The sequence below is a fragment of the Shimia sp. MMG029 genome (assembly GCF_027947445.1).
Classification (GTDB): Bacteria; Pseudomonadota; Alphaproteobacteria; order Rhodobacterales; family Rhodobacteraceae; genus Shimia.
On sequence record NZ_JAQJIM010000004.1, the window covers coordinates 1 to 12234 of the forward strand.

Sequence of the window (12234 nt, forward strand, 5' to 3'; positions counted from 1 at the left end):
GTCCAAATTGTTCATTTTTTGTTTCGATGACTGTCATTGCGCGGGCGAGAGTTTCGCCGCCGGTGTCTGATCCGGCAAACAGCCAACAAACGCCAAATGGGGCTCATGCCGCGTTCAGACGTGTTATTTTCGATGGCTACGCGTTCACCTTCGAGGAACAGAGTGAAGGATACTGAGGCCGTGGCGGAAGGTTTTTACGAGATCGCCTTTGCCCGGGATGAGTGTCAGTTGAACCTCTACCAAGGCGTGGAAGGCGTCCACCTTTGGCTTGGTCTTCTATTGCGGCACGAACAAGAAATCGCCTGCGGCCACACCTTTGAGCTGACGTTAAATGTCGTCGAACTGCCCAATGTAGTCGAGCGTGTCCTTAGCAATCTCGGACTTTGTTGTCGCCCAGATGTCATGGAGGTCCCGCCGGAGAAGTACCCAACAAGCGGTTTAACGGATCTGGGCGCTGCCATCGGCGCGTGTTACATAGAACACTGTGAAGCCGGAGTACGCATCAGCCTGCAGGATAGCAGCGCTACTCCTCAAATGCTTGCGGGGATGTTCACCTTTCCGGGTCGGTGACAAGTAATACCCGCGCCCGACGGTGCTTGCCCGGCTCATGGCCGTTGATCACGCACATACGTCCAAGTGCGGCCCTGGTTGACGCCTTTTCCCGGGCCTTTTGACTTGGCAGAACGATCCAGCACCCGGATCGGAGTATCGTCAGCGTGCAGGAGGTCGCTGGCCATCACGTCAACTTGAATGCGTTCAATCAGCGGCGCTAATGTCCGGATTGAAGCCCCACACCAATCCACCTAGCGTAGTCTCTGGAATGTCCGCACCCATGCGTTCAAAAATCTCATGCTGGCGATAGTGCGGGACGTGGTCATCGAACTTAGAGGTCAGGATATAATCCAAGAGGCTAGATCCGGCCATCGAGCTTGGGATCGGGCGGCTTGGCACAGGCTCCTGTACGATCTTTTCACAGCAGCGGCAGGACTTCTTGATCCGGGCGATCTCAATCACTTTCAACTGCGCTGCGATCATGTCGATCAGCTCTCTGACATCCTCGCCCAGAACACGCAAATCGCCGCCGCAATCCGGACAGCTGTTGCCGAGGTCGAGTTCTCGGCGTTCATGCCGCGCATCCTTCGAGATGCGTGGGCGGCAGCGCGGGGCTTTCTCTTCTGAGGCGGCTCCGTTTGACGTGGCGGTGTCATTCTCGGCATCGTCATCCCGCCCTGCCACATCTTCTGCCTCCGCCGTGGCAATCCGTAGTTCTTCGGGCGCCACTTCCAACTATTCGCTCTCGCGTTCGATCTTCTCAGAACTTTTGCCGAGGGTCTGTTTCTGCATCGTCGCGATACACGTGCGCAGAGTTTGCACCAACACAATATGGCAGAGAGCTTGGCATTCTCCGCCTCCAAAGAAGCGACAATCGCCCTCAAAACGACGGGATCGTCAGGTAATTTTGGAGCGATCTCAGGCATGTGCACAACTACCATGGTTTACCGTAGCGCTCTATATAAACCAGCAATATCAGCGCAGTAATTTACCCCACTCGTGCGGGCGGCGCGCCCTAATCCGGACACTACCAATCGATCACCTCCCACAGCATAGCCAATTGCGCAGAAGTCAGGCGCGCACTCCCATCCTTCGCGGATGGCCAGGGAAAGTGCCCTTTCTCCAGCACCTTGTAGTACAGGCAAAACCCCAAGCCATCTCAATACAAGAGCTTGATCCGATCTCCCTTGCGCCCCCGAAACGCAAACACCGCACCGCTCGCAGGCCGGTGTCGCGGAGCATCCTACGCCAAGGCCAACAGGCCAGTGATCCCCTTACGCATGTCTGTCGTCGCCCCGCAGGCAAGATAAACACGGACATCCGCGCCGGGACCGACCATGCCGTCTCGACCAACCGGATTAACCGCAGGATATCCGCTTCAGCCATACCAGCGGGACAGCGCAAAGTGTGGCCGTTTGCAAAGCAGATCTCGGCAGGTAAACCGTCTTCAGGTTCGGGCCGGGCATCATTGGCTGCTCAGGCGTGTCAAGAGCCAGAAAAAATACCCTCAGGTTCCAGCCAGAGGCCTTTATCCTTCATTTGCCGACGCCTCTGATAGATATGCTGACGGGTCACATCATGACGGAGAGCTATATCCGTCCCGGTCGCACCCTTCACGCCAACTGCGCGCAAAGTCGACAGTTTCATCTCATCTGCCAAAACCGTCGCCGCTCCACCCCAACAATCACCTCATGTCGCAAAATCTGTCCTCACCGCATACGACGTCGTTATCCACGTCAGTAGCGACGTCTTATATGATCTAGTCACGCCGCGCTGCACGCGGTGCTAATTGAGCGGTTACCAGCAAATTTCATCTGCCATGCTCCTTTTTCCGCTGTGTTTAGATCATGCCCAGACAAAGGTTCAAGGCTCTGAGATAGCAAAGCTGGGGCTGGAGCTTAAAAAACGGCGCTCCCGCAGGGGAACGCCGCCGTTTCTGTGCCGATGTGGCTAAGATCAGTAACGATAGTGCTCTGGCTTGAACGGGCCTTCGGTGCCGACACCAATGTAGTCCGCCTGCTCTTTGCTGAGCTTGGAGAGCTTGGCGCCCACTTTCGCGAGGTGCAGCGCCGCCACTTTCTCGTCCAGATGCTTGGGCAGGATGTACACTTCGTTTTTGTACTCGTCGCCCTTGGTGAAGAGCTCGATCTGAGCCAGCACCTGGTTGGTGAAAGATGCAGACATCACAAACGATGGGTGGCCGGTGGCGTTGCCAAGGTTCAGCAGACGGCCTTCAGAGAGCAGGATCAGACGGTTGCCGGAGGGCATCTCGATCATGTCCACCTGTTCTTTAATGTTGGTCCACTTGTGGTTCTTCAGGTTGGCCACCTGAATTTCATTGTCGAAGTGGCCGATGTTGCCAACAATCGCCATGTCCTTCATCTCGCGCATATGCTCGATGCGGATCACGTCTTTGTTGCCGGTGGTGGTGATGAAGATATCCGCGGTGGCGGCTTCATCTTCCAGCGTGGTCACTTCAAAGCCGTCCATCGCCGCCTGCAGGGCGCAGATAGGATCGACTTCGGTGACTTTCACACGCGCACCTGCACCGCGCAGGGAGGCGGCAGAGCCTTTGCCCACATCGCCATAGCCACAGACAACCGCCACTTTGCCGGCCATCATGGTGTCTGTGGCGCGGCGGATGCCGTCCACGAGGCTCTCTTTGCAGCCGTATTTGTTGTCAAACTTGGATTTGGTGACAGAGTCGTTCACGTTGATCGCCGGGAAAGGCAGCTCACCGCGCTTCACCAGATCATAAAGCCGGTGCACACCGGTGGTGGTCTCTTCAGACACGCCTTGGATCGCGTCACGGGTCTTAGTGAACCAGCCCGGGCTTGCCGCCATACGCTTGGCGATCTGCTTGTGGATCACTTCCTCTTCTTCAGAGGTTGGCACGCCGAGGTCTTCGCCCGCTTCGGCTTTTGCGCCCAGCAGCACGTAGAGCGTCGCGTCGCCGCCATCATCGAGGATCATGTTGGGGCCATCTTCAAACAGGAACGACTTGTCGAGATAGTCCCAGTGCTCTTCCAGGCTCTGGCCCTTGATCGCAAACACCGGAATGCCCGCTTTGGCAATTGCCGCTGCGGCATGATCCTGAGTGGAGAAGATGTTGCAGCTTGCCCAGCGCACATCCGCACCCAGCGCCACCAGCGTTTCAATCAGAACAGCGGTCTGAATGGTCATGTGCAGCGAGCCCACGATACGGGCACCGGTCAGCGGCTTTGCGTCGCCATACTCCTCGCGCAGCGCCATCAGGCCCGGCATTTCGGTTTCCGCGATGTCCAGCTCTTTACGGCCAAAATCGGCCAGCGAAATGTCTTTTACAGTGTATTCGGTCGCCATGGCGCCCAGCTCCTATGCAGGGTTTCCTTGGCGACCAGATAGCACCCCTATGGGTGTTTCACAACGCCGCTACCCGTTTACGCCGGGCGGCTCTGGCATTGGGCTTTGCTGAAACCAATCGGTCCCAGCGGCGACCACACAGGAAATCCCCTGCGCATTTGTCAAAATCACGGTGAATGTTCCAGTTTTTTCAGAGGACCAGACCTCCACAAGTGCCGACGGTTGTGCATTTGAGGCTGCGCCATGCAGCCCTCCGGCGGTGCGGACTTCAGAATACTTCGATGCCAACCGCGCAACCAATTCTTCGCGATCGGCACATCCCTGAGCAATAGCGGGCGGGGCCGCCGCGGCCATACCAAACAACAGGGCTGATCCGACAAGTCTCTTAAACATAGCGCTCTCCTTTCACGCGCGGCCCATTGCATCAGCAACAGGCGCTGGGGTGGAGAGAGGGACACGCGGGAGGACGTCATAGTTACGTGTCCCCCTCGCTAGTCATGTTGGCGTCATACTGCGCATATTCAAAACACGCCTGATCACGTTGTTTTGCGGCAGCGCGTGATCCCAACACATCTTCAAGCTGCGGCTCAATTGTGGCGATTTTGTGGCAAGGCCTGTTTTTTAGGCAATTTTTCAGCACTTAGGTCAGGCAGCCCTGACTTTTCCACAAGCGTATAGGCATTTATAAACAAAGCCTATTTTAGGAATTGATTATGTTTACTCCGCACCCCAAAGGGCGCCTGCGTTTCGCGCGACTGGTGCCCACCGTTCTTATTCTGGCGTTGCTTATTGTGGTCACAAACATGTTGCTGACCACCAGTGGCCCGCCTGGCTGACATCTGCTTTGTTTGGCAGCTGAACAGCGCTTGCCCAGCGTCTGCCCGCTGGCGTAGGAGTTTTGCAAACACTTGGGAGCGCAAACATATGGCACGAGCTTGGCAGCGTATGCTTTCGGGGCGCCGACTAGATCTTCTGGATCCGACCCCCGTGGACATCGAGATAGAAGACATCGCCCACGGACTCGCCTTTGTGGCGCGCTGGAATGGGCAGACGCGCGGCGACTTTGCGTATTCCGTCGCCGAACATTCCCTCTTGGTCGAAGAAATCTATGGCCGCATGTATACATCAGCGACCGCCAAAACCCGTCTCACAGCATTGCTGCACGATGCACCGGAATACGTGATCGGCGATATGATTTCGCCAGTCAAAGCCGCCGTAGGCCCCGATTACGGAAAGCTCGATGACCGCCTCATGGCCGCCATTCACATCCGCTTTGGCCTACCCGCGGAAACCCCCAAACGGCTGAAAGCACAGATCAAGAAGGCCGATAAAATCTCAGCATGGATGGAGGCCACACAGATTGCCGGCTTTTCGGTTGCGGAGGCCAACAAACTCTTTGGCATCCCCGACCCAAAAATCATCGACGGGCTCTCAATAAACTTGCGTCCCCCGGTCGAGGCGCGCAATGATTACACTGCACGACACGCCGCATTACTGGCACAAGTCTAGAATACTACTAAGAATTTTTAGTCTCTATTTCAGGCCAAAGTTATGAAGCAAATTTCTATCCAAACCGGCACACAGGCTGACCTGCGCCAAACCGCAGAACTGCTCAACGAAATCATCGCCGCAGGCGGGACGACGGCGATCACCAAATGCATGACCAAAGAGTCGCTTGGCGCATGGTTGATGGCCGATCCTGATGATGCTGTCTGGCATGTGGCCTTCTCAGAAGATGGCACACTATTGGGCTTTCAATGGATCGGCCCCTTTGGCGCGCTTCCGCCCGAAGCCTGTGAAATTGGCACATTCGTCAAAACCGGCAAAACCGGCCTTGGGATTGGCTCAAAGCTGTTTGAAGCCACCAAACGGGCGGCCCGTGACATGGGCTATGAATGGATCAACGCCGAAATCCGCGCCGACAACACAGGCGGCCTCGCTTACTACCAAAGCCGTAACTTCGAAACCTACGCGCGCAAACCCTCCGTCGCGCTGGATGATGGCAGCACTGTGGATAAGGTGCAGAAGCGGTATGACCTCATATAAATTACGCGCCGGATCATAGACCCGACGCGCGGTTTCACGTGAAACACAGTGTCAGGGCAAGCTTTAGGACAGCGTCCTGATCACCTCTTGCGCCACAGCGACAGAAGAATTCGGGTTTTGCCCTGTGATCAGATTGCCGTCCTTTTGCACATAGGAAAGCCAGTCGTCGCCTTTGTAGTAAATACCGCCCCGCGCGATCAGCGCATCTTCGAGCAGTTTCGGAACCACATTGGTGAGGCCAACCGCCTCTTCCTCACTGTTGGAGAAGCCAGTCACTTTGCGGTCTTTCACGATATAGGCTCCGTCTGCGTCTTTGGCATTGATCAGCACAATTGGGCCGTGACAGACACTGGATACAGGCTTATCCGCTGCGAAAAACGCTTCGATCAGCTTGATGGAGTCCGCATCCTCAACCAGATCCCACATTGGGCCATGGCCACCAGGATAGAAGATCGCATCAAAATCTGCCGCAGCCACATTCGCCAGTTTGGCTGTGTTGTTCAGCGCAACATTGGCCGCCGCATCCGCTTCAAACCGATGGGTGTCATCCGTTTGAAAATCTGGCTCGTTGCTCTTTGGATCAAGCGGTGGCAGGCCGCCCTTGGGCGACGCCAGGGTCAGCTCAAATCCCGCATCCACAAACGCATAGTAGGGCGCCGCGAGCTCCTCGAGCCAGAAGCCGGTTTTTTCGCCTGTTTCCCCAAGCTGGTCGTGGGAGGTCAGCACAACAAGGATCTTTTTGGTCATCAGGTGTTCCTGCAATAAGCTGAGGCAACCCGTGCCGCCTCTTCTGTGATCGCATCTAGGGATCATTGCCTCATGGGAACAAGTGAGGTAATCGGAAATACATCTTTGCGTAACTGCAACAATAAGGGGCTGCAGAATGGCATTGTGGGACGGCATCGAAGAGTTCGCCATGGTGGCGCAGACCGGCAGCTTCACCACAGCCGCGCGCCGTCTCAAGGTGTCAACATCTCACATCTCCCGTCGCGTGCAGGCGCTGGAGGATCGTCTTGAAACCAAGCTTCTGGCGCGGACAACCCGCACCGTGCGGCTCACCGAACTGGGTGCAGAATACTATGCCCAAATCGAGCATGTGATCGCCGGTCTACAAGAGGCCAACCAAAGCATCGCAGGCAATATTGAGGCGGTTTCGGGTCTCATTCGCGTGTCGGCTGCTGGCCCATTCGCGGAACAGGTTGTCGCGCCAAGACTGCTTGATTTCGCCGCTGAAAATCCACGGATCACGCTCGAAATTGACTTCAACAATCGCAATGTGGATTTGGTCGCTGACGGCTATGACTTCGCCCTGCGTTATGGTGTGCTGTCCAGCAGCTCTCTGATAGCCCGGAAACTGGTAAACCATCGCCTCGCTTGTGTTGCCGCGCCTGCCTATCTGGCCCGGCACGGAACACCGCAAACACCTCAGGACCTGCGCCAGCATTCCTGCCTTGTCGCCAATAATGACACCTGGCTGTTTCACAACCCAAAAGACGGCAGCCCCCTGCCCGTAAAAATTTCGGGCCGGCTGCGCACCAACAATATTCCGCTCATGCAAGATGCGGTTCGGCGTGGCTTTGGGATTGCCTACTCGCCGATTGGCAATCTGCAACCCTTGATTGACGCGGGCGAAGCCACCCCCATTCTCGAAGGATATGAGGATCAGAGCCGCTCACATTGGATTGTGTATGCAGACCGCCGCCTGATGCCGCGCCATGTGCGCGCGGCGATTGATCACTTACTGGCGTCCTTTGCCACCGACCGCAGCTGAAACGTCCTTTTTACGCAGGATCCAGTGAACCCGTCTGTTGCGCAAAAGGTTAATATTGCTAGGCGAAATTCGCACCGACGCAATACCGACAGGATACCGCCGCGATACAGATAGGCCGTTTTGGCCGACTCAGAGCAAAATTAACGCGGCGAACGCTTCGCCAAAATCCGCTGCAACGTCCGACGGTGCATGTTCAAGCGACGTGCTGTTTCGCTCACATTCCGATCACAGAGTTCATAGACTCGCTGGATGTGTTCCCACCGCACCCGATCCGCGCTCATGGGGTTTTCAGGCGGCGGCGGCAGCTCATCTCCGGTGCTCAGCAAAGCGTTGGTCACGTCCTGCGCATCCGCTGGCTTGCTCAGGTAATCCGTCGCCCCGATCTTCACCGCAGCCACCGCTGTAGCGATCGCCCCATAGCCTGTCAGAACTACAATCCGGCTGTCTTCCCGCTTTTCACGGATGACCTCGACCACGTCGAGCCCGTTGCCATCCCCCAGTCGCAGATCCACAACCGCATATGCAGGTGGCCGCACAGTCGCGATGGCCTTGCCAGCAGCAACAGAACCAGCGGTCTCCACCTCAAAGCCCCGTTTTTCCATGGCTTTTGCCAGTCGTTTCAGGAACGGTTCGTCATCATCAACAAGGAGGAGGGATTTGTCCGGCCCGATCTCCGACAGCGCGCTATCAGCCATTTGCCTGTTTCCTATGCAGTTTTCCAACTTGTATCGACACAGGCGAGTGGGGTCAAACCACGGCCCATGTTACATGTTGTTTACGAAGCAACCCACGCGTTGGGCCATATCTTCTGCCGAAACATCGCGACGGAAGTATTCCACAAACCCATGCCCCGGCAGGGTGAGATATGTGAATGTAGAGTGGTCGACCAGATAAAACTCATCGTCGCCATCTTCAGGCTGCTGTTTGCGATAATAGGTGCGATAGGCTTGGCTCGCCGACTTCACCTGCTCTGGCGACCCGGACAGGCCAACCATGCGCGGATGCAGATAATCTGTGAACTCTTTCAACACTTCCGGCGTGTCACGCTCAGGATCAATCGTGATGAAAACAGGGGTCACGAGCTCGCCGTTCGTCTCAAGAATTTCAGTGGCTTCTGCATTTCGGGTTGCGTCCAGCGGGCAGACATCCGGGCAGTAGGTGTATCCGAAATAGATCAGCGATGGCGCAGTGAGAACCTCTGCATCGGTGACGGTTTGACCGTCTTCATGAACCAGCTCAAACGGGCCACCAATCGTGTTTGTCCCACCGGCAATTTGGGTTTGCCGACATTGCGCAAACTGATCGCCACCTTGCCCTCCGCGCCCCACAAACCACATAGCCGCCAAAGCGAAGATTGCGACAAAAACAGCCACAGCTGCCACCACACGAACCATCTTACACCTCACCTAGTCATGTTGCGGGAAACTCCGCACAGACCTATCAAGTGTCTGTAGAGACTCAAGGGGAAAGGCCACCAAATGACGGATTTGTCAGGCGAACTGCTTAGCGCAAATCGTCGCAGCAACTGGATACGACTGCGCACATTCATAACTCTGCGCTGGATCGCAATCCTGGGGCAGGTCACAGCGCTCCTCATTGCGCAATTCGGGTTCGGATTGGTGTTGGAATATGGCCTTTGCTACCTCGCAGTGGGCATTTCAGTCATCGGCAATCTGATCGCGATATTTGTGTTTCCTGAGAACAAATTGCTCACTGAGTCCGAAAACCGGTACATGCTGCTCTTTGATGTTTTACAGCTTGGTTTTCTGCTGTTTCTAACGGGTGGTTTGCACAACCCATTTTCGTTTCTTGTGGTTGCGCCTGTCACCATTGCGGCCTCTGTTTTGTCCATCCGATCTGCGATGATGCTGGCTTCTCTGGCGGTTGTTATTGTGACCGCTTTGCTCGAATTTCATCTGCCCCTGCGCACAGAGAATTTCTCAGTTCTAGAGATCTCAAACGTGTTTCTGTTTGGCCATTGGACAGCGATTATCATCGCGATCTTCTTCTCTTCTTTCTATTCGCGACAGGTCGTTTCAGAAATGTCCTCTATGGGCGAGGCGCTGGCGGCAACGCAAATGGCTTTGGCACGCGAACAAAAACTCACCGATCTTGGCGGCGTCGTGGCCGCCGCAGCGCATGAGTTGGGCACCCCTCTGGCCACCATCAAACTCGCAAGCGCCGAATTATTGGAAGAACTCGATGATCGTCCTGAACTACGAGAAGACGCTGCTCTCATCAGAGAACAAGCCGACCGTTGTAGAGACATCCTGCGCTCCATGGGACGGGCAGGCAAAGACGATCTGCACTTACGAAAAGCACCTTTGTCAGCGGTTATTGAAGAAGCCGCAGAACCTCATATGGACCGAGGAAAAGCACTTGTCTTTGACCACTTTGAAATCACCGACAGCCCGGAAATTTTGCGAAAACCCGAAATCATTCATGGTCTGAGAAACCTGATTCAAAACGCTGTTGATTTCGCAAGTGAGACCGTTTGGGTTGAGACCTCTTGGGATGAAGCTTCAATCAGCGTGCGCATTCTCGATGACGGATCCGGTTTCCCTCCGCATTTGATTGGGCGCATCGGTGATCCATTTATGAGGCACCGAAAACCGGAAAAAGAGCGCAAAAAGCGGCCCGGATACGAAGGCATGGGGCTGGGTCTTTTCATAGCCAAAACGCTTCTTGAACGATCCGGTGCAGAGATCAGCTTTGCAAATGGCTCCAAGAATGCCGAGCTTCGCGGCACTCAAAATACAAGCGGTGGTGCGATTGTCGAAGTGATTTGGCCGCGCTCTAAAATCGATGCCAACCACAATCTCTCTCTGATTGGAACCGGAGAGAACCCGTTGCATCGCACCGCCCCCTAAAGAGTTACACCTTGATTGAAGCTCGCTATAGTTGCACACTTCTTGCGAGCTAAAAGAAGAATCATCTCCCGGAAGCGTTGCTCTGGAGACTTCAATGTTGGTAACCACTACTCATCTCCTGTTTATTTTTGCAGGATGTATTTTGCTGGTGGGCGGTGTTTGGGTTGCATCTCGCCGTCTGGCGCTTAGCGCGCTCGCGCCAACACAGGATGAGGTACCCAGCAATAAGTCCCGCTTTCTGTTTCGCGCAGGGCTGCTGATCGACGCCAATCCCGCCGCACTCCAAATATGTGCAGAAACCCCAGTAGAGGTGTTTGACTGGTCAACGATGCATGCGAAAATGGTCACGCATTTTCCTGACTTTCCGCCTAGCCAAGGCGCATCGCAGGTTCGCGATGTCATTGTCCTTCATGCTGAAGATCCAGAGGATCGTTCGGTGTTGACGATTGATCAATGGGATGACGTAGCACGGATTATTTTGGAGCAAGACTCTGCGCCCGATACCGCGCGTCGCACAGCCATCATGCAAGCGATGTTTCAAGCCCCAAACCCGGTTTGGAAATCGAGTGCCAACGGCCACGTCATCTGGCGTAACAGCGCTTATAAAGAGCTCGTTGCGTCCCTCGGATATCAAGCGAAACAAGATCCAGTATTCGATGTGGGCGCACTTCGTCCTGGGGACCCTTCAAAGCGACTGCAAGTCAAAGACGCACAAGGGGAGACCACGCGCTGGTTTGACGTCACAGCGGTCCAAACTGGAGCATATGTGATGTATTATGCTTCAGAGGCTGACGCTGTGGTTTCAGCGTTGGACGCGCAACGCAGTTTTGTTCAGATCTTCTCAAAAACCTTTGCGCATTTATCCACGGGCCTGGTGATTTTTGACAAAGACCAGCTGCTTATCTTGTTTAACCCAGCGCTCTTGGAGCTCACAGGGCTGAGTGCAGACTTTTTGTCGAAACGCTGTGACGCAAAGTCTTTCTTCGATCAACTACGGGAGATGCAGGTTCTGCCCGATGTCTCCTCACACAGAAGCTGGGCAAAACAGGTTGACGATATCCTTCTATCCGCATTGGAGGGGCACTACAGTGAGACCTGGACACTGCCAACCGGCGTAACATACCGCGTTACCGGGCGACCGCATCCTGATGGAGCTCTGGTCTTTCTTTTTGAGGACATAACCGCCGAAATCACCGTCACGAGACGCTTCAGGACAGAGCTTTCTCAATGTCACAGTGTACTGGACACAATTGAAACGGCACTTGTGTTGTTCTCCTCCACAGGACAGGTACAGCTCTGCAATGATGCCTACCGAAAGCTCTGGAAAACAGATCCAGACAGCAGCTTCGCACAATACGCTTTAAAAGACGCCATCTTGCACTGGCAGGGCGACTGCTTGCCCAGCGAAGTTTGGCCAAATTTACAAGACCGCATCCTGTCCAACGCGATGCGGGAACCTTGGCAAACTGCACTTTCTTTAACGTCAGGAGAAGGTTTACGTATGTCTGTAACGCCCATCACGGGTGGCATGACACTGGTCGCATTTGATCCGTTTTCATCTGTTTTGGCGCCACAGGATCTAAACAGCTGGATAGACCAAAATACCTGAGCCCCCACCTGATCCGGGTTGCAGCCAGGGAGCGTGGTTTTTAC

The 12234-nt window shown here is 55.0% G+C and carries 14 protein-coding genes; 5 read left to right on the forward strand and 9 right to left on the reverse strand.

From position 1 onward, the window contains the following. Positions 1 to 438 precede the first annotated feature (438 nt). From PJL69_RS20345 to PJL69_RS11235, 6 genes are all read right to left on the reverse strand, one after another. Positions 439 to 609 (reverse strand): IS66 family transposase, encoded by a 171-nt coding sequence (locus PJL69_RS20345; RefSeq protein WP_441347480.1) that lies wholly within the window; start codon positions 607 to 609, stop codon positions 439 to 441. Beyond that, positions 606 to 737 (reverse strand): hypothetical protein, encoded by a 132-nt coding sequence (locus PJL69_RS20350; protein WP_441347481.1) that lies wholly within the window; start codon positions 735 to 737, stop codon positions 606 to 608. The genes PJL69_RS20345 and PJL69_RS20350 overlap by 4 nt, the downstream gene beginning before the upstream one ends. A 19-nt stretch (positions 738 to 756) precedes the next feature. After that, a complete protein-coding gene (locus tag PJL69_RS20355) occupies positions 757 to 1281 on the reverse strand; it encodes an IS66 family transposase zinc-finger binding domain-containing protein (RefSeq protein WP_441347493.1) in 525 nt (174 codons plus the stop codon). Between the two features lie 298 nt (positions 1282 to 1579). Continuing rightward, on the reverse strand, positions 1580 to 1705 hold the full coding sequence (gene tnpB, locus PJL69_RS11225; protein ID WP_271309734.1) for an IS66 family insertion sequence element accessory protein TnpB: 126 nt from the start codon (positions 1703 to 1705) through the stop codon (positions 1580 to 1582). A gap of 803 nt (positions 1706 to 2508) precedes the next feature. Continuing rightward, a complete protein-coding gene (ahcY, locus tag PJL69_RS11230) occupies positions 2509 to 3894 on the reverse strand; it encodes an adenosylhomocysteinase (RefSeq protein ID WP_271309735.1) in 1386 nt (461 codons plus the stop codon). Positions 3895 to 3963: 69 nt separating this feature from the next. Continuing rightward, positions 3964 to 4287: a hypothetical protein gene (locus PJL69_RS11235; RefSeq protein ID WP_271309736.1), complete on the reverse strand. Its 324-nt coding sequence runs from the start codon at positions 4285 to 4287 to the stop codon at positions 3964 to 3966. Positions 4288 to 4818: 531 nt separating this feature from the next. On the opposite strand from PJL69_RS11235, the gene PJL69_RS11240 reads away from it, so the two are divergent. Beyond that, positions 4819 to 5403, forward strand: coding sequence for an HD family hydrolase (locus tag PJL69_RS11240; protein WP_209097753.1), 585 nt, complete (start codon positions 4819 to 4821; stop codon positions 5401 to 5403). A gap of 42 nt (positions 5404 to 5445) precedes the next feature. Next, a complete protein-coding gene (locus PJL69_RS11245; protein ID WP_271309737.1) occupies positions 5446 to 5940 on the forward strand; it encodes a GNAT family N-acetyltransferase in 495 nt (164 codons plus the stop codon). Positions 5941 to 6003: 63 nt separating this feature from the next. On the opposite strand, the gene PJL69_RS11250 is transcribed toward PJL69_RS11245, so the two are convergent. Next, complete coding sequence (locus PJL69_RS11250; RefSeq protein ID WP_271309738.1) at positions 6004 to 6687, reverse strand: type 1 glutamine amidotransferase domain-containing protein; 684 nt, start codon at positions 6685 to 6687, stop codon at positions 6004 to 6006. Positions 6688 to 6823: 136 nt separating this feature from the next. Between PJL69_RS11250 and PJL69_RS11255 the strand changes: the two genes are divergently transcribed. Continuing rightward, positions 6824 to 7711 (forward strand): LysR family transcriptional regulator, encoded by an 888-nt coding sequence (locus tag PJL69_RS11255; protein WP_271309739.1) that lies wholly within the window; start codon positions 6824 to 6826, stop codon positions 7709 to 7711. 140 nt (positions 7712 to 7851) lie between these two features. Here PJL69_RS11255 and PJL69_RS11260 read toward each other — a convergent pair whose 3' ends face one another. Together PJL69_RS11260 and PJL69_RS11265 are read right to left on the reverse strand one after the other, a co-directional pair. After that, positions 7852 to 8406 carry an ActR/PrrA/RegA family redox response regulator transcription factor gene (locus tag PJL69_RS11260; protein ID WP_209097757.1) on the reverse strand — a complete coding sequence of 185 codons (555 nt, stop codon included), beginning with the start codon at positions 8404 to 8406 and terminating at the stop codon, positions 7852 to 7854. A 69-nt stretch (positions 8407 to 8475) separates the two neighbouring features. After that, complete coding sequence (locus PJL69_RS11265; protein ID WP_441347482.1) at positions 8476 to 9105, reverse strand: SCO family protein; 630 nt, start codon at positions 9103 to 9105, stop codon at positions 8476 to 8478. An 84-nt stretch (positions 9106 to 9189) separates the two neighbouring features. Between PJL69_RS11265 and regB the strand changes: the two genes are divergently transcribed. Together regB and PJL69_RS11275 are read left to right on the forward strand one after the other, a co-directional pair. Beyond that, positions 9190 to 10581, forward strand: a complete 1392-nt coding sequence (gene regB / locus PJL69_RS11270) for a sensor histidine kinase RegB (RefSeq protein WP_271309740.1) — start codon at positions 9190 to 9192, stop codon at positions 10579 to 10581. Between the two features lie 31 nt (positions 10582 to 10612). Beyond that, positions 10613 to 12190 carry a PAS-domain containing protein gene (locus PJL69_RS11275; RefSeq protein WP_271309741.1) on the forward strand — a complete coding sequence of 526 codons (1578 nt, stop codon included), beginning with the start codon at positions 10613 to 10615 and terminating at the stop codon, positions 12188 to 12190. Positions 12191 to 12234: the final 44 nt, after the last annotated feature.

Excerpts from the sequence above, each read along its gene's own strand:
- PJL69_RS11260 (WP_209097757.1), bottom strand. The coding sequence starts at position 8,406 with ATGGCTGATAGCGCGCTGTCGGAGATCGGGCCGGACAAATCCCTCCTC.
- PJL69_RS20345 (WP_441347480.1), bottom strand. The coding sequence starts at position 609 with ATGAGCCGGGCAAGCACCGTCGGGCGCGGGTATTACTTGTCACCGACC.
- PJL69_RS11245 (WP_271309737.1), top strand. The coding sequence starts at position 5,446 with ATGAAGCAAATTTCTATCCAAACCGGCACACAGGCTGACCTGCGCCAA.
- regB (WP_271309740.1), top strand. The coding sequence starts at position 9,190 with ATGACGGATTTGTCAGGCGAACTGCTTAGCGCAAATCGTCGCAGCAAC.
- PJL69_RS20350 (WP_441347481.1), bottom strand. The coding sequence starts at position 737 with ATGGCCAGCGACCTCCTGCACGCTGACGATACTCCGATCCGGGTGCTG.
- PJL69_RS11265 (WP_441347482.1), bottom strand. The coding sequence starts at position 9,105 with ATGGTTCGTGTGGTGGCAGCTGTGGCTGTTTTTGTCGCAATCTTCGCT.
- PJL69_RS11240 (WP_209097753.1), top strand. The coding sequence starts at position 4,819 with ATGGCACGAGCTTGGCAGCGTATGCTTTCGGGGCGCCGACTAGATCTT.
- PJL69_RS11235 (WP_271309736.1), bottom strand. The coding sequence starts at position 4,287 with ATGTTTAAGAGACTTGTCGGATCAGCCCTGTTGTTTGGTATGGCCGCG.
- ahcY (WP_271309735.1), bottom strand. The coding sequence starts at position 3,894 with ATGGCGACCGAATACACTGTAAAAGACATTTCGCTGGCCGATTTTGGC.
- PJL69_RS11250 (WP_271309738.1), bottom strand. The coding sequence starts at position 6,687 with ATGACCAAAAAGATCCTTGTTGTGCTGACCTCCCACGACCAGCTTGGG.
- PJL69_RS11255 (WP_271309739.1), top strand. The coding sequence starts at position 6,824 with ATGGCATTGTGGGACGGCATCGAAGAGTTCGCCATGGTGGCGCAGACC.